This is a genomic window from Paenibacillus tianjinensis (assembly GCF_017086365.1).
GTDB lineage: Bacteria > Bacillota > Bacilli > Paenibacillales > Paenibacillaceae > Paenibacillus_AQ > Paenibacillus_AQ tianjinensis.
Genome location: NZ_CP070969.1, coordinates 1,276,544 through 1,301,965, shown reverse-complemented (window position 1 = coordinate 1,301,965; position 25,422 = coordinate 1,276,544). Strand labels below are relative to the sequence as shown.

The 25,422-nt window shown below is 48.9% G+C and carries 25 protein-coding genes; 7 read left to right on the top strand and 18 right to left on the bottom strand.

All coding sequences use genetic code 11. The features are described from left to right. Window positions 1-158: 158 nt before the first annotated feature. The 4 genes from JRJ22_RS05770 (at window position 159) to JRJ22_RS05755 (ending at window position 2,885) form a co-directional block, all read left to right on the top strand. Window positions 159-401 carry a FeoA family protein gene (locus JRJ22_RS05770; protein WP_232381039.1) on the top strand — a complete coding sequence of 81 codons (243 nt, stop codon included), beginning with the start codon at window positions 159-161 and terminating at the stop codon, window positions 399-401. After that, window positions 398-2,410: a ferrous iron transport protein B gene (gene feoB / locus JRJ22_RS05765; RefSeq protein ID WP_206103620.1), complete on the top strand. Its 2,013-nt coding sequence runs from the start codon at window positions 398-400 to the stop codon at window positions 2,408-2,410. Before JRJ22_RS05770 ends, feoB begins: the two co-directional genes overlap by 4 nt. A 43-nt stretch (window positions 2,411-2,453) precedes the next feature. After that, window positions 2,454-2,636: a FeoB-associated Cys-rich membrane protein gene (locus JRJ22_RS05760; RefSeq protein WP_206103619.1), complete on the top strand. Its 183-nt coding sequence runs from the start codon at window positions 2,454-2,456 to the stop codon at window positions 2,634-2,636. A gap of 111 nt (window positions 2,637-2,747) precedes the next feature. Then, entirely contained in the window at window positions 2,748-2,885 is a 138-nt protein-coding gene (locus JRJ22_RS05755) for a hypothetical protein (protein WP_167347598.1), read from the top strand. 105 nt (window positions 2,886-2,990) lie between these two features. On the opposite strand, the gene JRJ22_RS05750 is transcribed toward JRJ22_RS05755, so the two are convergent. The 5 genes from JRJ22_RS05750 to leuB form a co-directional block, all read right to left on the bottom strand. Further along, window positions 2,991-4,523, bottom strand: a complete 1,533-nt coding sequence (locus JRJ22_RS05750) for a leucyl aminopeptidase (RefSeq protein ID WP_206103618.1) — start codon at window positions 4,521-4,523, stop codon at window positions 2,991-2,993. A gap of 153 nt (window positions 4,524-4,676) precedes the next feature. Continuing rightward, entirely contained in the window at window positions 4,677-5,780 is a 1,104-nt protein-coding gene (locus JRJ22_RS05745; protein ID WP_408637867.1) for an ATP-binding protein, read from the bottom strand. A 382-nt stretch (window positions 5,781-6,162) separates the two neighbouring features. Continuing rightward, the gene (locus tag JRJ22_RS05740) at window positions 6,163-6,570 is read right to left on the bottom strand and encodes a hypothetical protein (RefSeq protein ID WP_054939362.1); all 408 of its coding nucleotides are present in this window, start codon (window positions 6,568-6,570) and stop codon (window positions 6,163-6,165) included. 218 nt (window positions 6,571-6,788) lie between these two features. Next, complete coding sequence (locus JRJ22_RS05735; protein WP_206103617.1) at window positions 6,789-7,328, bottom strand: peroxiredoxin; 540 nt, start codon at window positions 7,326-7,328, stop codon at window positions 6,789-6,791. A gap of 247 nt (window positions 7,329-7,575) precedes the next feature. Next, window positions 7,576-8,658 carry a 3-isopropylmalate dehydrogenase gene (gene leuB / locus JRJ22_RS05730; protein ID WP_206103616.1) on the bottom strand — a complete coding sequence of 361 codons (1,083 nt, stop codon included), beginning with the start codon at window positions 8,656-8,658 and terminating at the stop codon, window positions 7,576-7,578. A 227-nt stretch (window positions 8,659-8,885) separates the two neighbouring features. On the opposite strand from leuB, the gene JRJ22_RS05725 reads away from it, so the two are divergent. Beyond that, window positions 8,886-9,866, top strand: coding sequence for an aldo/keto reductase (locus JRJ22_RS05725; RefSeq protein WP_206103615.1), 981 nt, complete (start codon window positions 8,886-8,888; stop codon window positions 9,864-9,866). Between the two features lie 100 nt (window positions 9,867-9,966). Here JRJ22_RS05725 and JRJ22_RS05720 read toward each other — a convergent pair whose 3' ends face one another. The 8 genes from JRJ22_RS05720 to ilvB form a co-directional block, all read right to left on the bottom strand. Next, window positions 9,967-11,058 carry a DUF4097 family beta strand repeat-containing protein gene (locus JRJ22_RS05720; protein WP_206103614.1) on the bottom strand — a complete coding sequence of 364 codons (1,092 nt, stop codon included), beginning with the start codon at window positions 11,056-11,058 and terminating at the stop codon, window positions 9,967-9,969. A 20-nt stretch (window positions 11,059-11,078) separates the two neighbouring features. Continuing rightward, window positions 11,079-11,579: a hypothetical protein gene (locus tag JRJ22_RS05715; RefSeq protein WP_206103613.1), complete on the bottom strand. Its 501-nt coding sequence runs from the start codon at window positions 11,577-11,579 to the stop codon at window positions 11,079-11,081. A gap of 107 nt (window positions 11,580-11,686) precedes the next feature. Then, a complete protein-coding gene (locus JRJ22_RS05710; protein WP_206103612.1) occupies window positions 11,687-12,130 on the bottom strand; it encodes a zf-HC2 domain-containing protein in 444 nt (147 codons plus the stop codon). Next, window positions 12,127-12,669 carry an RNA polymerase sigma factor gene (locus JRJ22_RS05705; protein ID WP_054939355.1) on the bottom strand — a complete coding sequence of 181 codons (543 nt, stop codon included), beginning with the start codon at window positions 12,667-12,669 and terminating at the stop codon, window positions 12,127-12,129. Before JRJ22_RS05705 ends, JRJ22_RS05710 begins: the two co-directional genes overlap by 4 nt. Window positions 12,670-12,923: 254 nt before the next feature. Further along, a complete protein-coding gene (locus JRJ22_RS05700) occupies window positions 12,924-14,465 on the bottom strand; it encodes a 2-isopropylmalate synthase (RefSeq protein ID WP_206103611.1) in 1,542 nt (513 codons plus the stop codon). A 112-nt stretch (window positions 14,466-14,577) separates the two neighbouring features. Then, window positions 14,578-15,570, bottom strand: coding sequence for a ketol-acid reductoisomerase (gene ilvC, locus JRJ22_RS05695; RefSeq protein ID WP_206103610.1), 993 nt, complete (start codon window positions 15,568-15,570; stop codon window positions 14,578-14,580). Between the two features lie 181 nt (window positions 15,571-15,751). Beyond that, on the bottom strand, window positions 15,752-16,240 hold the full coding sequence (ilvN, locus tag JRJ22_RS05690; RefSeq protein WP_054939349.1) for an acetolactate synthase small subunit: 489 nt from the start codon (window positions 16,238-16,240) through the stop codon (window positions 15,752-15,754). Beyond that, window positions 16,237-17,985, bottom strand: coding sequence for a biosynthetic-type acetolactate synthase large subunit (gene ilvB, locus JRJ22_RS05685; RefSeq protein ID WP_054939348.1), 1,749 nt, complete (start codon window positions 17,983-17,985; stop codon window positions 16,237-16,239). The genes ilvN and ilvB overlap by 4 nt, the downstream gene beginning before the upstream one ends. Window positions 17,986-18,652: 667 nt before the next feature. Between ilvB and JRJ22_RS05680 the strand changes: the two genes are divergently transcribed. Further along, window positions 18,653-19,108, top strand: coding sequence for a GNAT family N-acetyltransferase (locus tag JRJ22_RS05680; protein WP_206103609.1), 456 nt, complete (start codon window positions 18,653-18,655; stop codon window positions 19,106-19,108). Here JRJ22_RS05680 and JRJ22_RS05675 read toward each other — a convergent pair. The 5 genes from JRJ22_RS05675 to JRJ22_RS05655 form a co-directional block, all read right to left on the bottom strand. Next, a complete protein-coding gene (locus JRJ22_RS05675; protein WP_206103608.1) occupies window positions 19,105-19,446 on the bottom strand; it encodes a hypothetical protein in 342 nt (113 codons plus the stop codon). The two genes, JRJ22_RS05680 and JRJ22_RS05675, sit on opposite strands and share 4 nt — an antisense overlap. A 276-nt stretch (window positions 19,447-19,722) precedes the next feature. Then, window positions 19,723-20,679, bottom strand: coding sequence for an ABC transporter permease (locus JRJ22_RS05670; RefSeq protein WP_206103607.1), 957 nt, complete (start codon window positions 20,677-20,679; stop codon window positions 19,723-19,725). Further along, window positions 20,680-21,753 carry an ABC transporter permease gene (locus JRJ22_RS05665; RefSeq protein ID WP_206103606.1) on the bottom strand — a complete coding sequence of 358 codons (1,074 nt, stop codon included), beginning with the start codon at window positions 21,751-21,753 and terminating at the stop codon, window positions 20,680-20,682. Further along, window positions 21,746-23,284, bottom strand: coding sequence for an ABC transporter ATP-binding protein (locus tag JRJ22_RS05660; RefSeq protein WP_206103605.1), 1,539 nt, complete (start codon window positions 23,282-23,284; stop codon window positions 21,746-21,748). The genes JRJ22_RS05665 and JRJ22_RS05660 overlap by 8 nt, the downstream gene beginning before the upstream one ends. A gap of 177 nt (window positions 23,285-23,461) precedes the next feature. Beyond that, a complete protein-coding gene (locus JRJ22_RS05655) occupies window positions 23,462-24,538 on the bottom strand; it encodes a BMP family lipoprotein (protein ID WP_206103604.1) in 1,077 nt (358 codons plus the stop codon). Between the two features lie 308 nt (window positions 24,539-24,846). On the opposite strand from JRJ22_RS05655, the gene JRJ22_RS05650 reads away from it, so the two are divergent. Next, a complete protein-coding gene (locus JRJ22_RS05650; protein WP_206103603.1) occupies window positions 24,847-25,389 on the top strand; it encodes an acyl-CoA thioesterase in 543 nt (180 codons plus the stop codon). Window positions 25,390-25,422 lie beyond the last annotated feature (33 nt).

Sequence of the window (25,422 nt, the reverse complement as noted above, 5' to 3'; positions counted from 1 at the left end):
TAGTGAAGAATAAAATGTAAAGATTATTTCTGTTCTCCTCCATAACTGTTTTTAGCACATGTAAGCTATGACATAAATCACTGCAAAATTTATTAAAATTTGCTACAGTACAAGAAAGTAAATGAGATTGATTATCAGTCTCTATTGGAGGGATTAAAATGGCCTCTACATCCTGCTCATTACTGCGCCTACAACCGGGCTCGACAGGCTCTATTTATAGAATTGAAGGTATGAACCCTATCCTGCGACGCCGTCTTGCAGATCTTGGGGTGTCCGAAGGCGTTATGATCCGTCTAAAAGGAAAAGGCCCCTTCTTGGGTCCGATTACACTGGAGTGTAACGGGCAATTGTTCGCGATTCGCCGGAAGGAAGCTTCCATGATTGAGGTGAATGTTTCATGAGTTCCATTGCACTCGTAGGTAATCCCAACACCGGAAAAACCTCACTTTTTAATACATTAACCTCTTCCTATGAATATGTAGGGAACTGGGCTGGCGTAACCGTTGAGAAAAAGGTGGGCAGCCTGAAGAATGGCGCAGGCAAGCTGATCGATCTACCTGGAATCTACTCCCTGCACCCCCTTTCCCGTGATGAGGGCGTTGCCGCGCAGTATCTGATCGATGAGTCGCCGGAAGCGCTCGTTAACATTGTGGATGCATCACAGCTGGAACGGAATCTGCTGCTGACCCTGCAATTGCTGGAATATGGCAAGCCGACCGTACTCGGCCTCAATATGATCGATGTCGCTAAAGCCCGCGGCATTTATGTTAATCCTGAGATCCTGCAAAAGCATTTAGGCATTACTGTACTGCCGCTGGTTGCCAGAACCGGCAAAGGCAGCGGACAAGTACTGAGCATCCTGGAAAAAACATCGAGCATACCTGCAGTAACCTTTAAGCTCCATTATGGAGAGCTCGTAGAGCAGGCCATCGCGGCCATTCAGCATGAATTGCAGCAAACTGCTGATTTACCGAACCACCGCTGGGTTGCTCTTCAATTGCTGGAACAGAATCCGGTGGTGCTCGAGCTGCTGAGTAAACGCATCAATATCAGCCGGCTGCTGGAAATCTGCGATACCTGCCAAACCGAGCTGCAGAACAAGAAGCTGGCCTTGACGCTGCCGCAATGGATTCGTTCAACCCGTAAAGAATACATTCATTCGATATGTCTTGAGGCAGTGGATACAACAGCCCAGAAGCCGCATAATCTGACGGAAAAACTGGATTCCATTCTGACCCACCGTTTTTTGGGACTTCCTCTATTTCTTGTTTTTATGTATGCAATGTTCAAAACAACATTTGACTGGGTCGGCGGACCTTTGTCAGATATCGTAGACGGCTGGATTTCCGGCCCCATCAGTGACAGTGCTAATTCACTGCTCCAGACGATCGGGGCATCAGGATTTACGCATGCGCTGATTGTAGACGGCATTATCGGCGGGGTAGGAGGCGTGGTTGTCTTCGTTCCGCAGATTTTTATTCTGTTCCTGATGATTTCTTTCCTGGAGGATTCCGGATACATGGCACGTGTCTGTCTGCTCATGGACAGCACAATGGAACGGATGGGGTTAAACGGCAAAGCATTTATCCCGTTTATTATCGGCTTCGGCTGTAATGTCCCCGCTATCATGGCTGCACGCAGCATTGAACAGCCTAAAGAACGGATGCTCACAACTCTCTTGTTGCCGCTCATGTCCTGCTCTGCCCGATTGCCGGTTTATCTATTGTTTGCCGCAGTATTCTTCCCGGCCCAGCAGGCAACGGCAGTTATGTCCATGTATGTGCTCGGTGTTATATTCGCACTGATCCTGTGCAAGCTGTTCTCCAAGCACTTGTTCAAGAATGAATCGTCCGTCTTCATCATTGAACTGCCTCCTTACCGTATGCCGCAGCTTAAGACGCTTGGCCGCAGCACCTGGGAGAAAGGCAAAGGCTTCCTGCGCAAAGCAGGTACCATTATCCTTGCCGGTTCCGTAATTATCTGGCTGATGTCCTATGCCGGGCCCACCGGATTCAATGTGGACATGGATAACAGTTTTTTGGCTAAATTCGGCGGGCTGATCGCACCGCTGCTGCACCCGCTCGGCTTCGGAACCTGGCAGGCCGGCTCCACGCTGGTTCCCGGCTTCCTTGCGAAAGAGGTTGTAGTCTCCACCATGAATATCATCTATCACACGCCGGACACTGCCGGATTGGAAAGTCAGATCTCACAGGTATTTACACCGCTGAGCTCCATCAGCTTCATGGCCTTTATCCTGCTCTATATTCCTTGCCTGGCCACTGTGGGGGTTATTAAAAAAGAAACAGCTTCCTGGAAGTGGACTTTCTTCTCTATGGGGTACTCCCTGGTGCTGGCGTATATGGTATCATTTATTATTTTCCAAGGCGGAAGTTTATTGGGATGGTCGTAAAGCCTGGATTAGCAGACTTTCTTGCAGAAAGCGGGGACAAACCATGTTAGTCAATATTGTGATTGTAGCTGCAGTGTTCGGTTATTCGGGCTGGATGATTTACCGGCATGTTCAAAAAGGGAAACAAGGTGCTTGCGCCGGCTGTGATAAAAGCAAAAGCTGCCCGGCTGCTTCGCTGGATTCGCCATTCGCCTGCTCTTCAGGAACGGCCGACAGCAAGCTGTAAATCAGCGGTATTATAGCTGCCAACTTCATACAGCAGGTTTAAACTCCTTGGTAATCGGGTATGTTTGTTATAAGCAATTGCAGCTAGACCACAACCTAAGGAGGAATAACCATGAATACTAAAAAAACGTTATTTACTACCGCAGCATTGGGAGCCGCTTATTTGCTAAAAAATAAAAATGCACGCGATAAGATTATGGAGGGTATCCAATCCTTCACCTCACAAGTGCGGGCTAAACGGAACAGCTGAACATTCTAAATCAGACCTTCATACCTTAACGATTTCACTTTGATTACAAAAAGCCGTAAAGCTCCTGAAAACTTGGAGCTTTGCGGCTTTTCGTCTGATATCCTCTTAGTTTCCGGTTGAAGCGGCAGCCTGTTCTGATCCTGTCCCGCACGTAAAATTCACTAAATATTCCAGCATCGTACGCACCATAACTCCTGTTGCCCCTTTGGGGTTCACGCCCCGCTCTTTGGACAGGAAGGCTGTTCCGGCAATATCCAGGTGAATCCACGGCCGCCCTTCAGCAAACTCACCGATAAATAAGCCTGCCGTTGTGGCACCTCCGAATCTTCCGGCTGCGTTGCGGATATCCGCTACTTCACTTCTCAGCATTTCACGGAATTCAGGATACACCGGCAGCGGCCAGATTTTCTCTCCGGACAACCTGGAAGCAGCCAGCAGCTCCTGTAAAAACGGCTCGTCATTAGTGACAGCACCGGTAGCAATATCCCCCAAAATCGATAGCACCGCACCAGTAAGTGTGGCTACATCAATGATGCGTTCTGCCCCCCATTCCATGGCATAGGTCAACGCATCCCCGAGTACTATTCTTCCCTCCGCATCGGTATTGAGCACTTCAACTGTTCTTCCGCTAAGAGAGGTTATTACATCCCCTGGCTTAAAGGCAGCAGCCGAGGGCATATTTTCAGCAGCAGGGATGACCATAACCACATTAACCCGCGGCCGCAATCTGCCCAGCGCGTCAATGACACCCAGTACAGCTGCCGCCCCGCCCATGTCACTGATCATATCTTCCATCCCTGGCGCTCTTTTCAGTGAAATTCCGCCTGTGTCAAAGGTAATTCCTTTGCCGACAATCCCTATGACATTCTCCCAGTCGCCGGTTCCCTGGTAACGAATAGCTATCATCCGCGGCGGATGCACACTGCCCTTCCCGACAGCAAGCAGGCCGCCCATCCCTTTTTGTTCCATTTCACGTTCATCCAGCACTTCAGCCGGAAGGCCATGACGCTCAGCCACTTCAATGGCTGCCGCCGCTAGAGTGGATGGTGTCAGCAAATTGCCGGGAAGGTTCGTCAAATCGCGGGCCAGATTCGTCGCTTCGGCAAAGGCCAAACCCCGCTGTATCCCCTGATTCCAGCTATGATTGACCGCTTCCCCCGTTTGCTGCTCCGTACGAAACACCACAGAGGTCAGTCCTCTATAAGGAGGCTGTTCCTGCTTGTAATGCTTCCTGCGGTAGCCCCCAAGCACAAGGCCTTCGGTAAGCATCTGGGCCACTGTTACAGCCTCCTTAGACATGAGCAGCTCTGGTACTTGAATGATAAGCACCGAGATTTTGTGGCGAAATGCAGCGCGGGAAACCTGTGCAGCCAGCACCCTTATTTCATCTGCATTCGGCATTCCTATTCCGCTTCCCGCTAAAATGACAAGAGAATGACTAGGCAGATCTCCGGCGGCCAATAGATAGGTCTGATTTAGCTTCCCTGTAAAAAGTCCTGCTTGGGCCAGTGGCTCTATTCTCGACTTCCATGCTGCCGGCATACTGCCGCGCTCCAGCTCGGCTTCGGATACAATAACACATAAGGCATCGCCTGTTATGGCAGCAGATGAACCGCCGCTGTTCCATTCAATGATCATATACTTCCCTCCAGCCGTTCTTCCTATAACCATATCCGCTATCAGAACGCAGATAAGGCTGACTTCCCGCACTAAGCCGTGCATCACAGGAATCAGCCTTTTAGCATTTCTTATTATATCGCATGGGTTCTGAAAAATCAGCCTGCAGTCCCGCTATTGAATCAGCGGCAGGGAAATGACAAAACGGGTCCCTTCGTTGACTCTGCTGCTGACCGAAATGCAGCCCCCATGATTCTTGATAATCCGGTCACTAACGGACAGACCGAGCCCCGTCCCGTTTTCCTTCGTGGTAAAGAATGGATTAAACAATCTGTCGAGTGTGCACAGATCCATCCCTTTGCCGTTATCAGAGATAAAGATGCGGACCTCTGCACCTTCTCTGCGGGCCCCAACCTCAATCTTGCCAATATAATCATCCGAGCGCTCTGTAATCGCTTCCATTGCATTTCTTATTATATTCAGCACTACCTGTTTCATTTGCTTGGCATCACCGGAAATGATCATATCGCCTTGAAGCGGATGGAGATTGATTTGGCAGCCCTTCATTAAGGCTTCACTCTCCGTAAGCAATACGACCTCTTTCAGTAATGCCGACACAGGAATCATGCTGACTTGGGGGGCAGAAGGTTTAGATGACGTCAGAAATTCGTGAATAATGTCATTAGCGCGGTCAATCTCGGCCAGAATGATCTTCGCGTATTCCTCTTTACCCAGCTGATGCAGATGCGGATGCAGTAATTGGATAAATCCGCGAATGGCTGTCAGAGGATTACGGATCTCATGGGCGATTGAAGCGGATAATTTGCCCAGCATGGCCAGGCTATCGTTCTGATAAGCGGTCTGCTCAATCAGCTTATAATCGGAAATCTCTTTCAGGATAAACAAATAGCTTCCCTTCATTTGCTCGCCTGAGCGCAGGGTGGCCCGCCAATAACGGCCATATTCATCTATGAATTCATAAGTAGGTTTGTTTTTTCTCACCATTTCGCGGTAAGCTCGCAGCACCTGCTTTCTTTTTAAACGGCTTAGCTGAATATTCGCCAGCAGATGAGTCATAGTGCAGCCTAGGAGTGAATGACGAGCTAATTCAAGGAAAGCATACATCTGCTTGTTTACAAAAACCAGAACCCCTTCTTCATCAAAAAGCATAATTCCACTCTCAATGTGCTCTAGTACATCTTCATATGTGGTTTTCATTGATACGGATTGAAACATTCTTGCCGGTAAAATCAAGCTTTCCTGATATTGGCTTATCACGATACGAAGTTCCCCCTTTTACTGCATTTGGCGTAGACGCTTAAGCGACATCAAATTACTATGTAAATGAGTATATGACGAAGCCGCCAGAACATTCGGAAATCGTATTATATTATCCAACCGTTTCAACTATATTCCAATCATATCCAAGAGAAGAAGACAACGCAATCAGAGAAACTGTCGAATGGCAAAAAACTTGCTAAAATGATTCTTAAGGCATAGTAAATATTATTACTAATGCAATAAGCCGCCTATAACGCGGCTTCAGGTTGCATTTCCCCGCATAATTCTACTCTAAGATATATCAAAAAGCCTTCGCAGCCGTAGCGAAGGCTTTGGTAACAGACTATATCCGGAACTTATTTGCATTAAAATAATGACCTTAAGCTTTTTGCTGGAGGCGATGGCGGCGCTGGCTCATTACTGCGAGGCGCTTCTTAAGCTCTCGCTCCCATTTGCTGTCACCAATCTGCTTGGCTACGCCCAGCAGGTCAAGAGCCATATCAATCTGACTGCGAACAATCGCCAGCGGATCTTCGCTCTCCATATTAATGACATTCTCGAAGATCGCCTCTTCGTCTTCCATTACATAGTCCTGAAAATCAACGTCGCTAACTCCATCGCCATGAGCATATTCCGCCAGAATCTCATACTCGTTCTCGACTTTGTAATGTACCTCTACCCGGTGACAGACCGGGCAAAAAAGCAGGGGAACATTATGGACTTGCGTGCGATAATGTTTAAGGGTTCCCTTCGTTCCGACCATACTCGCTCCACAGCAAAAGCTCATTTTTGTTCACCCTCCTTGGGTATGTTCCATTGATTTCGTATTATTGTATTACAATAACCTGCCGGAGATTCCTCTCCTTTTAGGCTATATATTAACCGCTCCGCCTATTTTTAAACGACATCACTGCCAGAAACTGGTGTTTTGTTGCAAAAAACCCCCTCGCCGGGAAATCTTCCCGCAAGGAGGTTTTCATCATTCTCTCAAAGAGCAGACAGCCCTTACAGGTTCTTGTCGCCCGGTTTCCAGTTCATAGCGCACAGACCGCCTGATTGCAGAGCCTGCAGCACACGGAGCGTTTCTTCTACGCTGCGGCCTACATCATTATGGTTAACCACTTCATATTTCAGTTCGCCATCAGGATCGATGATGAACAATCCGCGAAGGGCTACACCCTCTTCTTCGATCAGGACGCCGTAATCACTGGCAACCTTCTTCGTAATGTCCGAAGCCAGCGGGAAGTTCACTGGTCCCAGACCATTCAAGTCTTTTGGTGTAGTGATCCATGCTTTGTGGCTGTGGATGGAGTCAATGCTCACGCCGAGAATCTCAGTATCGAGTGCCGCGAAGTCAGCTGCTGCATCACTAAGTGCTGTAATTTCTGTAGGACATACAAAGGTGAAGTCGAGCGGATAAAAGAAGAATACAAGCCATTTGCCGCGATAGTCGGACAAGCTTACCTTACCAAAATCTTTACCGTCGCCCGAAACTGTTTCCATTGTGAAGTCCGGAGCCTGTTTACCTACCAAACGTTCTGCCATTGCTTAAATCCTCCTTTGATTATGTAAGAAAAACAACCACTCATAGCAGCCCTTAAGGGAGCTGAGGCAATATGCTTTTCTTGATTAAATGTGTTGGTCACTTACTTATTGCTATAGACCAAATGGTATCATCGCACCAAATTAAAGTCAATATTACACTCATTACTTTTTTATAATTATTATAAATAAGCAACATTTTGTGAAGTTTTCTGTTTTTCTGCGTCAAAGGAGGACTGCAGTGGTAGATTTACGCTTTACGGATTGCAGCAACGATCAGATCGCCCATTTCAGTCGTGCTGATGGCTTTACTCTTATCGACAGCAATATCACTGGTGCGGTGTCCTGCATCCAGCACCTCAGCTACAGCGGCTTCAATTGCCGCTGCGGCATCCTCATAGCCAAAGGTCATGCGGAACATGAGCGCCAGCGACAGGATAGTCGCAATCGGGTTAGCCAAGCCCTGGCCGGCAATGTCAGGCGCTGAGCCGTGTACCGGTTCATACAAGCCGTAGCTGCCTTCACCCAGTGATGCTGAAGCCAGCATGCCGATCGAGCCGGTCAGCATCGCTGCCTCATCGCTCAGGATGTCTCCGAACATGTTCTCGGTAACAATGACGTCGAAGCTCGACGGACGGCGCAGCAGTTGCATCGCACAGTTATCAACCAGCACATGCTCCAGCTCCACCTGCGGATATTCCGGAGCGATTCTGTTGACTACTTCACGCCACAGGCGGGAAGTCTCAAGTACATTCGCTTTGTCTACGCTAGCCAGCTTATTGCGGCGTTTACCGGCAATCTCAAAAGCCTGGCGCACGATGCGCTCCACTTCTGTTACATTGTACACGCAGGTATCAACAGCTTCTTCACCGTGCTCGCCCTGACGGCGAAGCTTCTCGCCGAAGTAGATGCCCCCGGTCAGCTCACGAACAACCATCAGGTCCGTACCTTCCAGCACTTCCGGTTTCAAGGTAGAAGCATCCTTCAGGCAATCGAACACTACTGCCGGACGCAGATTGGAGAACAGGCCCAGCGCTTTGCGGATACCGAGAAGGCCGGTTTCCGGACGCAGCTCCTTCGGGTTGTTGTCCCATTTCGGTCCGCCGACTGCTCCCAGCAGTACAGCATCCGCACTGCGGCATATTTCCAGCGTATCTTCCGGCAGCGGAGTTCCCCGCTCATCAATGGCAATTCCGCCAAACAGCGCATGCTCGGTTTCAAAGGTGTAGCCGAACAGCTCCTCTGCTTTTTTCAATACTTTTTCCGCTTCAGCCACAACTTCAGGTCCGATTCCGTCCCCGGCAATTACGGCGATTTTTTTAACCTCGCTCATTTCCGTCACTCCTTAGATGTTCTGCTGCACGCAGACATAGTTCTTCTGTCTATTGTTGTATCATAACGGGAGCCAAAGGACAAAGATATAGATTCTATGAAAGTGATAGGTATTGCCTATAATGATTGCTTACAGGAAATTTGCTCTTATTTCTTAAGTTGTTTACAATTAGTATGTTAGTGTTAATCTTTGGAAGCTACTCAATATCGTAAAGGAGTGATGGTAAAGTGCAATATACGAAGCTGGGTAAGTCAGGGCTTAAGGTTAGCCGCCTCTGTCTGGGCACTATGAACTTTGGCCCGATTACGGACGAGAAAGAAGCTTTCCGGATGATGGACGCCGCACTGGATGCCGGAATAAATTTTTTTGATACCGCTAACATTTACGGATGGGGCGAAAACTCCGGGCTCACAGAAACGATTATCGGCCGCTGGTTCAAGCTTGGCGGGGGACGGCGGGAAAAGGTCGTGCTGGCTACCAAAGTCTATGGTGCTATGAGTGATAAGCTTGACGGGCCTAATGATGAGAGCGGTCTCTCCTCCTACATTATCCGCCGCCATCTGGAAGGATCCCTGCAACGTCTGCAGACCGATCACATTGAACTGTACCAGATGCACCATGTGGACCGTACAGTGTCCTGGGACGAGCTGTGGGGTGCCTTTGAGCTAGCCGTAAGCCAAGGTAAGATCGGTTATGTCGGTTCCAGCAATTTTGCCGGATGGGATATTGCCGTCGCCCAGCAGGAGGCAAAAGCACGCGGGTTCCTGGGGCTGGTATCGGAACAGCACAAGTACAGCCTGACCTGCCGTCTACCTGAATTAGAAGTGCTGCCTGCGTCTCAGAACCTTGGTCTTGGCGTTATTCCCTGGAGCCCGCTGGACGGTGGACTGCTCGGCCGCAATGCACTTAAGAAAATTGAGGGCAGCCGCAGCGGGGGTAATCCGGAGCGTGTAGAACAACATAAACATCAGCTGGAGCAATTTGCGGATTTAAGCCGCGATCTCGGTGAACCGCAGGATAACATCGCCCTTGCCTGGCTGCTGACTAATCCGGCAGTAACGGCGCCGATTATCGGACCGCGCACACTGGAGCAGCTGGAAAGCGCACTGCGCTGTCTTGAGGTTGTACTGGATGAAAGTGTACTGAAACGATTGGATGAAATCTTCCCGGGTCCGGGCGGTGCCGCTCCGAATGCTTATGCCTGGTAAGCAGTACAATCAAAATAAACTGGTATGATTTAACATTCATTGACTGTAAAAAAGGAGCATTCCCCGATAATGCCTGCGCGGGGAGTGCTCCTGCTTTTTGTTATTCGGCTGTATCGACTGTTATCGATCCGTTGCTGGTAGATAATGATACCTCATGAGTACCTTTTCCAAGCACAGCTGTTCCATTGTTATCCCCATCACGTTCCCAGGCTACATTACCCTTCAGTGACCCGTTGCTCGTATCCGCTTTAATTTTGGCGTCCGTTGCTGCCGGCAGATTGACTGTGACTTTACCATTGCTCGAGGAGAAATCCCAGTCGCCTGTAACAGCAGAATTAATGCTGATCTTGCCATTACTGCTCTTCGCAGATAATGAACCGTCAATATTGGTAAGTGTTATTGCACCATTAGAGCTTACAAGCTCGGTTTCCCCCTGCACATTCTGTGCACTAATGGTTCCATTGCTGGTATGGGCATCTACTCCTCCGGCGATATCGTGGATATCGAGGGTTCCGTTGCTGGTATCCACTTCAAGCCCTGCCTGCAGGCTGCCCGCTTCAATGGATCCGTCGCTGGTCTCCACTTCCACGGCCAGATTCTTCGGAAGACTGACATTCAAATACGGCTCTTTGGTGTAGATCCCAAAATGAATACCGGATAGCCAATTCGTTTCCAGGTCCAGCTTCAGAATCAGCGTATCGCCTTCCGTTGACACCTTCCATTTCTTCTCCATCTCACTTGCCGCTTCGCTTTCCGAGCTGCCCGGCAATTCGAGCTTGCCCTCATAGTTGAGGGTAGCTCCTTCTACTCCCTGTATCTTCACTTTTCCGCTGGGCAAATCAATCTTAACCTGTTTAATCTCCGGCTTCACTTCCACTGTTCCGCTAAGCGGCGTCAATTGTGTTTTGCCAAAAATTCCGCCCAGTGTTCCCCCGGCCAATACGGTCTGTCCCCCGCTTGCAGCCACCAGGACGATAATCAGGACAATGGCCCATCCGCTGACACGCGTCTTCACATCCGAACGGAAGAACAGCCGGATCAGCATTTCCAGACCGAACAGAATAAGCAGTGCCGGCCACAGATAACCCAAGATGTCGTATGAAACCACATCAATCTGGGCCAGAACTATAATTACTCCCACTGCGATGCAGCCTAGTGCAGCAGTAAAGCTGCCGATTTTCCATCTCCCCATGGCTTTTAATCCCCATTTCTCTATACTTTTGAGTTATTTTTGAGCATTCTAAAGCCGTATCCGATGAGAGCCAGTGACAGCAGGATCGACCCGATATTCATATCGGAGAGGATGCGCCAGAGCCACGGAAACGCTGTAATCAGGAGCAGCATGCAGCCTGCAGCTACACAGCCGATGCCTACCCAAACCGGATTCACATCATCATGCGGATAATCTGGAATATGAGGAGGCATTCCCATACTCCAAGGAGCTCCGAAGCTGTCGGGGTGGAACATCATCCGTTCATGCTCGGCAGCCGCCATCTTCATCCATGCCGCCTTCTGCAGCGCATCAAACAGCTGGTAGAACCATAGGGCAGCCAGTGCGAACGGGAATACCATTGGCATGGATGGGATGAACATAATACACATTGAGGCTCCGATCATGTATTGCAGACCCAGCTTTTTGAACCCCAAATATAAATGCCCGAGTCCCGGAACCAGTGCCAGGAAAAAGGTAAGCCAGCGTTTTTTCTTAATCATCCTATATCCTCCTAAAAGTTTTGTGAGTAATCCTTCTGTAACTCTGTTTCGTACAAAACTGGCTTCGGAATCATTTACCAAGTTTTGTGAGTATAACTATTTATGGCTCACTTGGGATTAAACCACGCCGTCACCGAAGTGGACATCTGTCCGTTGATCTCGTTGATTCCATAGGCCAAATCTTCGAAAACACCAAACTGCAGCAGCAGGAAGGTCAAGCCTACTGCAACTCCATAATGCATCCACGAGGTTCCCGGCGCAGTACGGCGTCTGGCCATGGTCGCTTTTGTGGCGCGTTCCCGGCGTCCCGATTCAAGCTTTTCAATATGTGCCATCACATCTACGGTAAGGTCAGGAAAATCCAGAGGTTCCAGTGTGTCTGCTCCACGTTCCATGTCGCTCCATAGTGCAGCAAGCCCTTTAGCTTCCTCCAGCCACGATGAGCAGTCGGGACAAGCTTCAATGTGCAGGCGGATATTCAGCTCCACTTCTGGAGACAGCATGCCTTCGATATAATGCGGCATCCATTCTTTGACTGTAGCACAATTCATCGCCATTCCTCCCCGCTTTTGCGCATCATCTGTCTGGCTCTATAGAGCTGTGATTCAACTGTTTTGACCGAGACGCCTTTCTGCTCGGCGATCTCCTGATAGGAGTGACGCTGAAAATAATACAGCTGCACGACCGACCGGTACGGTTCTGTGAGACTGTTTAAATTCTGGTCCAGCTCCTCCGAGGCTTCCTTGCGGAGCGCAACATGCTCCGGCGTCTGTGAGGTGACCCAATCATTTTCCGTATAGTCCGCTGTACTGCGGTGCCGCCACTCTCTGTCATTCGCCCGTTTCCAGTCCAGACAGGTCCTGTAAGCAATCCGGTACAGCCAGGTGGAGAATGAGGATTGTCCCCTGAAGGAGGGGAGCGCCTTGTAGGCTTTGATGAAGACTTCCTGGGCCATATCCTTGGCCGACTCGGCTTCTCCCGTAATTTTGATGCATACTCTGTATACCATGCCCTGATAACGTGTTACCAAATGTCCAAAAGCTTGGCTTTGGCCGCTAAGCACAGCTGAAATCCATTCTGCCTCTTCCAAGTAGTTCTCCCCTCCTTCTTCATAACGTTAGACGCCGGGGACTCCTATACCCCTGCAAGCAAATGAAAAAATTTTTTCGTTTAATATCACTGTCTCCACTGTATATTCTAACAGGATAAATACCAAGCATTAAAACCATAAAATAACGATTGTAAATCCTTCTAAACCCAACACAAAAAACCATCCAACAGCGGAGAATTTCCCACTGAATGGATGGCTTCATCAAATGTAGTGATGCAGAAAATTATACATCTTTACAACTGCGCATGATCACGCCGTGTATACGTTTTACGTTTCTCCAACAGCTTGTTGAGCGCATCCAGATAAGCCCGGGCACTGGCCTCGAGAATATCCGTACTTAATCCGCGTCCCTGTGCGGCAACTTCACCCTGCGACAGCACAACATGAACTTCCCCCTGCGCGTCCTTACCTCTGCTGACGGCTTTTATGGAATAGTCACCCAGTGTAACTTCCTCGCCGGTAGCCTGATCAATGGCATTATAAATTGCATCTACAGAACCGTTACCTTCAGCTGTTGCGACAATCGGTTCAGCTTCCTGGCCTTTGATGACAACTTTTGCCGTAGGAACAGCTTCATTGCCATAAGTTACATAAATAGTCTGCAGGCTGAAAATCTCCGGCGTATCCCCCAGCTTTTCCTCCAGCAGTGCCAGGATATCCTCATCGGAAACCTCTTTCTTCTTATCCGCCAGATCCTTGAACTTCGCAAAGGCGGTGTTCAATGCTTCTTCCGGCACATCATAGCCCAGATCACTGAGCTTATCACGGAAAGCATGACGGCCGGAGTGCTTGCCCAGCACCAGCTTGCTCTCTTTCAGCCCGATGGTTTCCGGCGTCATGATTTCGTAGGTTGTTTTCTCCTTGAGCATTCCATCCTGATGGATACCTGACTCATGCGCAAAAGCATTGGCTCCGACAATAGCTTTGTTGCCCGGAACAGCCATACCGGTCAGCTTACTGACCAGACGGCTGGTACGGGAGATTTCCGACAGGACAAGCGAAGTCTTGGCGCCAAAAAATTCGCTGCGTGTCTCCAGCGCCAGAGCCACTTCTTCAATCGCCGTGTTGCCGGCGCGTTCCCCGATGCCGTTGATGGTACCCTCAATCTGATCCGCGCCGTTCTGGATTGCAGCCAGTGTATTGGCGGTAGCCATGCCCAGGTCATTATGACAATGGGCACTAAGCTGAACCTTCTCAATATCGGGCACCGTATCCTTCAGGAATTTGAAAATCGCCCCGTACTCTGAAGGATTCAGGTAACCAACCGTGTCAGGAATGTTCACCACATTTGCTCCTTCGCGAACGGCCATGGCTACCATTTCAGCCATGAAATCACGCTCGGTACGTCCTGCATCCTCCAAAGAAAATTCCAGCTTGGAGAAATATTTCTTCGCATAGCGGATTGCCGACTGCGCGGTTTCCAGCACCTGGGCCTTATCCATCCGAAGCTTGTGCTGCCGGTGAATTGGTGAGGTAGCCAGGAAAATATGAATACAAGGGTCTTGTGCTCCCTGCAGTGCTTCTCTTACCGCGTCAATATCCGACTCTCTGGAGCGTGACAATCCAATCAGTGTAACATTCTTCACCGCCCGGGCTACCGCGTTTACCGCTGCCAAATCCCCCGGTGATGCTGCGGGGAAACCCGCTTCCATCCGGTCAATTCCAAGCTTCTCTAACTGGTAGGCGATTTCCACCTTCTCACGCGTATTCAGGTTCACACCCGGCGACTGCTCTCCGTCGCGCAGTGTCGTGTCGAACACATATATTTTCCGCAAGCTGAGCACCTCCTGAAGATTGTGCTAAAACCCTCAAATGCGGCCCGCAAAAAAATACGGCCGCATCTGAGGATTACACTATTTTTATCTAAACTAATTTAAGTATATGAGACTATTTCTTAGCCCAGTGCATCATTTGGCGCAGCTGGCTGCCGACAACTTCAATTGGATGAGCAGCTTCATTGCGGCGGGTCGCTGTCAGGAAGGCGCGGCCGGACTGGTTCTCAAGGATAAAGTCGCGGGCAAACTTACCTTGTTGAATATCTGTCAGTACAGCTTTCATTGCTTTTTTGGTTTCATCCGTAACAATGCGTGGTCCAGTTACATAGTCACCATATTCTGCAGTATTGGAGATGGAATCGCGCATAGTGGCAAGTCCTCCTTCATACACCAGGTCAACGATCAGCTTCAGCTCATGCAGACATTCGAAGTAAGCCATTTCAGGAGCATATCCTGCTTCTGTCAGTGTTTCGAAGCCGGCTTTGATCAGAGCGGATACACCGCCGCAAAGTACTGCCTGCTCGCCGAACAAGTCCGTTTCAGTTTCTTCACGGAAGGAAGTTTCGATAACCCCTGCACGTGTACAGCCAATACCTTTGGCATAAGCAAGTCCGATAGCTTTGGCATTACCGGTTGCATCCTGTTCGATTGCGATTAGTCCAGGAACGCCGAAGCCTTCAACATAAGTACGGCGAACCATGTGGCCCGGGGATTTAGGTGCTACCAGCAGCACGTCTGCATCCTTAGGAGCAACGATTTGACCGAAATGCACGTTAAAGCCGTGGGAGAACATCAGTGCCGCGCCGTTTTTGAGGTTTGGCTCAATTTCATTTTTATATACGGATGCCTGTGTTTCGTCCGGCATCAGAATTTGTACTACATCTGCACGGGATACTGCTTCTGCTACTGGCAATACTTCAAATCCGTCATTCTTAGCGGTTTCGAAAGATTTACCTTCACGCAGGCCGATGACAACCTGAAGACCACTGTCGCGCAGGTTCTGCGCTTGGGCATGCCCTTGGCTGCCGTACCCGATTACTGCAATTGTCTTCCCTTTTAAAACGCTGAGTTCTGCATCCTGTTCATAGTACGTTGTCACTGCCATTGTCAATATCCTCCTTTAAATTGGGACCCATCGTAAAGAGCGGGTACTTCAAGAGCGCTGGAGACCAGAATTTCTGCTTCAGGCGCTCCTCAAGTTCCCGCTCTTTCGCGGGAAGTTCATTAAGATCTTATCAAATTAATGCAAACAAGCAGTAATTCGTTAAAGCCGTAAATTAAACCGACTAGGCATTCCCGCGGATCATGGCGGTTACTCCTGTGCGGGACAGTTCCTTAATGCCGTAAGGCTTCATTAGTTCAATCATTGCATCAATCTTTTGCGTATCACCAACTACCTGAACAAGCAGGCTTGTTGCTCCAATATCAACCACAGAAGCGCGGAAGGTTTCGACTACACCCATAATTTCCGGGCGCTCAGCCGGTTCGGCTTTGACTTTAATCAGTGCCAGCTCACGCGCAACCATCGGCTTAGAGCCAAGATCCACAACCTTGATCACATCAATCAGCTTATAAAGCTGCTTCTCGATCTGCTCTAGCGTATGCTGGTCACCGAGTGTAACGATGACCATCCGGGACAGCCCAATCTCTTCAGACTGTCCAACGGTAATACTCTCAATATTAAAACCCCTGCGTCCGAACAAGCCAGATACCCGCTGCAGCACACCCGGCTGGTCATTCACAAGCACAGAAATCGTGTGTTTCATCACTGTCATTCATCCCCCATCAGCATTTGATCAATGGTTGACCCTTGAGTTACCATCGGGTAGACATTTTCGTCTTTGGGAACAACGAATTCTACCAGAACGGGTCCCGGCGTTTCCAGTGCTTCCTTCCACGCTGCGCCTGCTTCTTCTTTGTTCGTTGCCCGCAGTCCTTTAACGCCATAAGCTTCAGCCAGTTTTACGAAATCCGGGCTGCCAGCCAGATCGGTATAGCTGTAACGTTTCTCATAAATGAGGTTCTGCCACTGCCGTACCATACCCAGAACCTGATTGTTAATAACTACAATCTTGACCGGTATATTATTGATTGCACAAATGGCCAGTTCCTGGGAACACATCTGCATGCCGCCGTCTCCGTTAATGGATACTACCAGACGTTCCGGATGTGCCATTTGCGCTCCGATGGCTGACGGGAATCCGAAGCCCATTGTTCCAAGACCCCCGGAAGTAATCCAGGAGCGCGGATGGTTGAATTTGTAGTACTGTGCGGCCCACATCTGATGTTGTCCTACATCTGTAGTTACGATAGCCTCGCCTTTTGTGGTGTCATTGATCATTTCAATGACCCATTGCGGCTTGAGCTCCGTATCAGAATCATTGTAGCGAAGCGGCTGATCCAGCTTCCACTGGGCAATCTGTGTTCTCCAGGCATCCGCATTTGCTGCACGCGTCACATCAGGAATGAGCATTTCCAGAACCGTCTTTACATCACCGACGATTGGAATATCAGGTGTAACGTTCTTGCCGATTTCCGCCGGATCAATGTCGATGTGGACAATCTTCGCTTTTGGTGCAAACCCGTCCAGCTTGCCTGTCACGCGGTCATCAAACCGTGCGCCGATATTGATCAGCAAATCACATTGCTGTATCGCGTTATTGGCCGTATAAGTACCGTGCATCCCAGGCATTCCCATCCAGAGGTCATCTGCACTAGGGAAGCAGCCGAGGCCGAGCAAAGTGGTTGTAATCGGGATTTCCGTCCGTTTCACGAATTCGTACATCGCTTCATGCGCCCCGGAGTAGATAACGCCTCCGCCCGCAATAATTATTGGACGTTCAGCTGCCGAAATCGCACGGATCAGCTTATCCAGCTGAAGCTTGTTAGGAGTGGTGCGCGGGTTATAGCCGCGGAGGTTAACTCCCTGATGCTGCACCGGTGTGAACAGCGTCTTCGCAGCCGATACATCCTTCGGAATATCGATCAGCACCGGACCCTTCCGTCCAGTATTTGCAATATGGAACGCTTCGTGGATAATACGCGGAAGATCCTCAACATCCCGCACCAGATAGCTATGTTTCGTTATTGGCATCGTTATACCAGTGATATCCGCTTCCTGGAATGCGTCCGTTCCAATCAGGCTGGAAAAGACATTCCCGGTAATCACCACGAGCGGAACCGAGTCCATAAATGCTGTAGCGATCCCGGTAACAAGATTGGTTGCTCCGGGACCGGAGGTTGCGATACATACGCCCGCTTTACCGCTTGCTCTGGCATAGCCGTCTGCTGCATGAATCGCACCCTGCTCATGACGGGTCAGAATATGTTTGAAATCATCGAATCCGTGAAGCGCATCGTAAATATACAATACCGCTCCGCCCGGATATCCGAATACAGTGTCTACACCTTCCAAAACCAGACTGCGCAGCAGGACTTCGGAACCCGTAATCACCTCAGGATTCTTCCACTTCTCACGTAATTCTTCTGTAGACCGCACTTCCGGTGTTTGCGCGCTCATCAGTATTCCTCCCTTCAATAGTTAACATTCATTATGCAAATGACGGACCGTCTTCTATACAACAGTAAGGGGCTGACAACAAATTATCCCCACAAAGTAGAGCTTTGCTTCAATGTTGCTCAGGTACTTTGCGGAGGTCCCCATATATACTTTCTAAACAAAAAAACCTTCCGCCTCCCACGCGCCAAAGAAGAAGCGCGTGAGGGACGAAAGGTTGATCTTCCGTGGTACCACCCATGTTTGCATTACATCTCACGATGCAACGCCTTATCAGGATACAAAAATCCATCGATGTAGGCAGGGCCCAAATCTCTGTAACCTGAAGTCCGTAACGCGGACTAAACGATTCCCCCTAATAATTTCACCACTTTTGCCGGTGAACCTTTCAGGGAAACAGCTCCGAGGTGAGCTCGTATATAAGGGATTCTGGTGGAGGTTGCAGCATATCCTCTCACTCTCTGAGCAAAAGAGCCCTTAAAACTTCGTCCTCATCATTGCCGATGCAAGTATGTTCGTTAAAATGTTTAGACACATTATATGATTCCTCACACGGTTAGTCAATACCCTTATTTCATAAACTGTCACAAAACGTTGTTCTACGGTTTCCGTAACGCCCACACCGACTCAGGCATATGATGTACGACAATGCGTGGAAAGGGGGCGCTCTATGATTCGTTACCGCAGACCCAAGCAGGACGACAGCGTCATTATGGACTTAATTGAAAAGCAGCTTGTCCCGTTGTCGCATCTGCCGCAAACCGTAATCAGCCAGGTCAGAAAAGATTTGCCCCGGCGCTTAGGCCAAGGCGTTACTCTTGTAGCTTGTCCCGACTATGAGAGCGATCCGCTGGGGTTTGTCCATTTCATGCTGCATGGTGATTTGCTCTATATTGATATGCTGGCCATAGCCCCGTCAGCGCGCCGCAAACGCTGGGGGAATATGCTGATGGACCGGGCGGAGCGATTTGCATTATCACGCGGCTGCAAACGGGCAAAGGTAGCTGTGGATACAGGTAATGCGGCAGGCATATCTTTTTATGAAAAAATGGGCTACAGCGTAGCCCGTTATCAGCCTCAGAACTATTGTTATGAGTTCGAAAAGCAGTTTACCCGATTTCTTTAAAAGAATCCGATCGGAGGATACGGAACTCCGCCGTAACCCGGGCCTGGTCCATAACCGCCATAGCCGGGTCCCGGTCCATAGCCTCCGTAAGGCCCGCCCCCGCCATAGCCATATGGACCGTAGGCATAAGGAGCTGTACCGACAGCAAGCAAATCAAACAGCACCAGCGGAATCAATGCTTTGGTTTGCACTTTTTTACTGCTGACACGTTGGAGAATAAGACGGTTTCCTGAAACGCGCAGCAGCTTGCCCATTACCTTGGAACCGTCTTTTTTTACTGCAACAATATTTTTGCCGACCAGCTTCATTACCTGCTTCTTTGTAACCGGATGTGCCATACAATCCCTCCTAAAAGTTTTGAGTTGAGCTTTCTTGAACCACTTCGTACTTCGTACAAAACTGGTTTCAGAAGTATAAACTTAGTCTTATATTCCTGCGTATTCGCTTAAGGTTCAACTCAGTCTATTCGGTGAAGCAGCAGTTCGCCTGTACACCTGTCCCTGCTTCAAGGGTGTAGCAGGTTAACATATCCATATCCGCTCAAAAACTTAAAAAAGCGCATGTCCAATTGGACATGCGCTTCTGTACTTTTTTAAACCCGCTTTAATTTGGGATTACCGCTTACCAGGATCGTATGGCTCACCTAGTGCTTTTGGCGCTGCAGACCGTCCTACAGCACTCACTAAAACTATAATCGTCAGAACATAAGGAATCATGAAAATGAATTCCTGCGGAATGCTCTTAGACCATTCAAACAGCTGCACATAGTTGCGGATCGCTTGTGAGAATCCGAAGAATACTGCAGCCCCGAAGGCACCCATCGGATTCCATTTCCCGAAGATCATGGCAGCAATCGCGATAAAACCTTGACCGGAAATCGTATTGTGCGCAAAGGTCCCCGTAGTCGTCAAGGTGATTGTTGCCCCCCCGATACCGGCAAGCAGACCACTGAGCATAACACCGATGTATCTCATCTTATTGACATTGACGCCCAGAGTATCGGCAGCACTGGGATGTTCACCGACAGCCCGCAGACGAAGTCCGAACGGAGTCTTAAATAATACAAAATAAATAACGATAACGAGCACAATCGCTAAATACGTAGTCGGATAGGAATTGAAAATCCCTTCACCGATAACCGGAATCTTGGACAGCCCTGGAACAGGAACTTTTTTGAACCCTTCCAGCAATGGAGTTTCACCGGCTCCCTCAAAAAACAGCTTAACCATATAAAGCGTACTGCCCGCAGCCAGGAAGTTGATGACCGTACCGCTGATCGTCTGGTCCGCCTTGAACGTTATCGAAGCTACCGCATGAATCAGCGAGCCAATAACACCAACAGCCATCGCACAAACCACACCAACCCATGGAGCCCAAGCTCCCATGCCTGCATCCTGGGCATAATATCCGCCGACCGCTGCGGCAAACGCACCAAACATCATTAACCCTTCAAGACCGATGTTTACTACACCGGAGCGTTCAGAGAAGATGCCGCCAAGTGCGGCAAAAATGAGCGCCGTGGAAAACACAAGCGTTGTATTGAGCAGCTGTCCTAACGTCTGCAAATCCATCTATAACACCTTCTCTTTCTTGCGCTTGAAGTAGAACGGTTTAAGCACCCAGCGTACAATTCCTTGTGCCGCAATAAAGAATATGATGGAGCCAATAACGATACGGATTAGTTCCGGTGGAACATCCGCACCAAAACTCATACCTGCTGAACCGTAAGTCAGCATGCCGTACAGAATTGCCGCCAGAACTACACCCAGCGGATGCGTTAGCCCCAGCAGCGCTACTGCGATGCCGTCAAAGCCGTAGCCGGGTGACGCCGCAAAGATGGACTGGTAATGGAATACGCCAAGCACCTCTCCTGCCCCTGCCAGACCTGCAAAAGCACCACTGATAAACATGGCCTTGACTACGTTGCGTCCAACGTTCATGCCTGCATATTCTGCGGCATGCGGGTTAAGTCCAACCGCACGCATCTCATACCCTTGCTTGGTCTTCCACAAGAAAACATAGAAGAACAACGCGGCACAAAGTGCAAGAGCCGTACCCCAGTGTACACGGGCGTTATCGAACAGCGAATTCAAAAATGTCATGGACAGCGAAGCCGGATTGTCCACCGAACGGTTCTGCCCTTTAAGCAGCAGAAAATGTTTAACAATATAATTGGACAAATACAGTGCGATCCAGTTAAGCATGATGGTAGTGATAACTTCATTAATACCGCGCTTTGCCTTTAGATATCCGGCAATCCCTGCCCAAATCCCGCCGCAAAGACCGGCGGCAATAACAGCAAGCGGCACCAGCAGGAATGAAGGTGTTCCTGCAAGCTTAATGCCGACAACTGAAGCTGCTGTCATTCCGATCAGCACCTGCCCGTCCGCACCAATGTTAAACATCCCTGAACGGAAGGCAAAGGCTACGGCAAGACCTGTAAACATGAGCGGTGTCATCTCACGTACCGCCTCGCCGAAGTCATACGGGCTGCCAAATACGCGTTTGAACAGTGCGGAGTAGGCGGCGATAGGATCATACCCGCCGATCAGCATTACGACAGCTCCGACCAGGAAGCCCATAATGATCGCGACAATAGGCACTATATAGCTGTCTGTCGCGAAGATTTTTTTAAGTCTATGCACCCGCTTTTCCTCCCTGTTTCAAGCTGCCCGCCATCATCAGACCCAGTTCCTGATCATTGGTATCCTGCGGGAATACTTCGCCGACAATCTGGCCCTCATAAATAACGGCAATTCTGTCGGATACGTTCATAATCTCATCGAGTTCAAAAGAAATCAGCAGTACAGCCTTGCCTTGATCACGCTGGGCAATCAATTGTTTCTGTACGAATTCGATCGCTCCTACATCAAGACCGCGCGTAGGCTGAGCCGCAATCAGGAGTGTCGGATTTTTGTCTATTTCCCGCGCAATAATCGCTTTTTGCTGATTACCGCCCGACAACGAACGGGCTTTATTCTCAATGGATGGCGTGCGTACGTCAAATTCCTTAATCAAATCTTCAGCGTGCTTATCAATGATATCCTGTTTCAGGAATCCGCTCTGGTTATATGGACTCTTATAATACGTTTCAAGAACCATGTTCTCACTGACGGTAAAATCAAGCACCAGCCCGTGTTTATGGCGGTCCTCCGGAATATGAGACACATTCATCTCAGAGATTTTACGCGGAGAAAGATTGGCAATCTCTTTGCCTGAAACAGTGATTGAACCGGAATCAATCTTGCGGAGTCCTGTAATCGCCTGGATCAGCTCGCTTTGTCCGTTGCCGTCCACTCCGGCAATGCCAAGAATCTCCCCGGCTTTCACTTCAAAATTGAGTCCGTTAAGCACGGATACACCATCTTTGTTCTTGCTGTGGACATTCGTCATTTTCAATACGCTGGTTCCCACCTGCGCAGGACGCTTGTCCACCTTGAATGTTACATCACGTCCGACCATTTTTTCAGCCAGTTCGTTCGGATTAGTATTCGCAGTTTTTACGGTATCAATCACCTTACCCCGGCGGATAATGGTAACCCGGTCAGAAATTTGCATAATTTCTTTCAACTTATGTGTAATAAGTATAATGGACTTGCCCTCTGCAACGAGCCGCTTCATTATTGCCATCAGTTCCGTAATTTCCTGCGGCGTCAGTACAGCGGTAGGCTCGTCGAATATAAGTATATCCGCTCCGCGGTACAGGGTCTTCATAATTTCTACCCGTTGCTGCATACCGACCGAAATGTCATGAATTTTCGCGTTCGGATTTACTTGGAGTCCGTACTGTTCAGATAGCTTACGAACCTGCTCCGCGGCGGATTTATAGTCGATTTTAAGTCCTTTTTTGGGTTCCATGCCAAGAACAATGTTCTCGGTTACCGTAAAAGGATCAACAAGCTTGAAATGCTGGTGAACCATACCAATGCCAAGCTCAATAGCTTTATTGGGGTTATCGATAATAACCGGTTTCCCGTCGATTTCGATGCTGCCTTCATCGGGCTGGTATAGTCCGAATACGATATTCATCAAGGTTGATTTGCCTGCTCCATTCTCCCCAAGCAGTGCATGAATCTCCCCTTTTTCCAGCGTCAGACTAATGGCGTCGTTCGCGACAATACCGGGAAAGCGTTTTGTGATTTGCTTCAACTCTACGACAGGAGCCGCAGCACTCATGGAATCACCCTCATCACAGAATATATATCATTGCCTTATAGACACGCCATGCCACCCCTCGCAGGGCGGCAGGCTGTGTTTAGATTAACCGCTTTTGTAACAGGGAACAAGGCCAGCTTAAGAACCGGCCTTGTTCCTTGTAATATGGTGACGTGAATGACATTACACTAAATCAGTTTATTCGGATGGAACAGTAATTTTTCCGTCAATGATTTGTTGTTTGTACTCGTCAACTTTAGCCAGGATTTCAGCAGAAACGTTTGCTTTGGATGTTTCTGGAAGGCCTACACCATTGTCTTTCAGGCTCAGCACGGTTGTAGTGCCGCCTTTGAATGTTCCGTCAACCACTTGCTGGGAAACTTTCTTAACCGCTTCATCCACACGCTTGATCATGGAAGTCAGGGTAACGTCATCGCCAAATTCCAGAGATTGGTCTTTGTCTACACCGATAACCCATACTTTAGTACCGCCAGCATCGTTGCGGGATTTAGCTTCGTTAAATACGCCGTTACCAGTTGCACCGGCAGCAGGGAAGATGATGTCGTTGCCAGCATCATACAAAGTAGCAGCCAGAGATTTACCAGTATCAGGCTTGTCATATGCACCTGCATAAGTAATGGTTACTGTTGCGTTAGGGTTAACAGCTTCTACGCCGGCTTTGAAACCAACTTCGAAACGTTTGATAACCGGGCTTTCCATACCGCCGATGAAGCCTACTTTGTTAGTTTTAGTAGTCAGACCAGCAACTACACCTACCAGGAAGGAACCTTCATTTTCAGCGAAAGTTACGGATTCAACGTTAGGAGCATCAACTACACTATCGATGATGGCCAGGTTGGCATCCGGATTTTCTTTAGCTACTTTAAGCAGTGCATCACCAAGGTCAAAACCGATACCCCAAGTCAGGTTGTAGCCGCCTTTTACGAATTGGTTAAGGTTAGGCTCATAATCGGCATTGGATTTACTTTGCAGATATTTAATTTGGGCACCGGATTCTGTTTCAAGAGCTTGCAGTGCTTCCCAAGCGGATTGGTTAAACGATTTGTCATTTACTCCGCCTACGTCTGTAACGAGACCGATCTTTACATCGGACTTAGGAGCTTCAGCTGGTGCATTAGTTGCCGTTCCGGCGTTAGTACCTTTGTCTCCGTTTGCTGCATTTCCTGAATTTGCGTTATTGTTGTTTCCGCATCCTGCCAGAACGACAGTGCAAGCCGTCAACAAAACGAGCGACGATTTCAAAAACTTTTTCATCGATTGTGATCCCCCTTATGAAATTGGATGTCTTCTGTCTTCTGCTTGGACATACCATTAGATCAAATTATAACTGTAAAAAAACCTAAAATCCAGTCTATAAATGACCTCAGGTCAATAATAATTTGCATTTTTTCACAAGAAAACGCTTCCTCTAACACAGCGCGTAACCTTTAAGGTCATAATATGTTAGAAAAGTTCCGAATTGGTTGAAGAAGCGCATTGTAGACTATAATATTATTGCACACAGTTAGAAATTCTATTATCATAAATGCTTACATATTGTAAGAAAAGGGAGTACTGAAACCATGAATGAACAAAATTCTCTTCAAGAAACGCCGTCTTTCAAATATAGCCGTGAATCGCGCGTCTTTAAAACCGGCCGTGTTTTCCCGAATGATGTCAACAATCATAAGACACTATTCGGCGGCAAGCTGATGAGCACCATAGATGAAGTCGCCTCCATCTCAGCTATGCGTCATTGCCGTAAAAATGTCGTCACAGCATCCACGGACTCCGTTGATTTCCTCCAACCGATCCGTCCTACAGACTCCGTCTGCTTCGAGTCCTTCGTCTCCTGGACAGGCCGTACAAGCATAGAAGTATTCGTCAAGGTCATCTCTGAGAACCTCTATACCGGCGAGCGCATAGTCGCCGCTACTTCGTTCCTCACCTTTGTAGCCGTAGAGGAAGACGGTACTCCAGCCCCTGTCCCGGCCATCATTCCGGAAACGGACGAAGAGAAACTGATCAGCGAATCCGCAAATGAACGTTCTGAATTACGAAAGATCAGACGGGCCAGCAGCAAAAAACTCGCCTCACTGCTGAACACCAGCAAATACTGGGAATAAGCCAGGCAGAAGCTGCCGAACCAAGCCGCACAA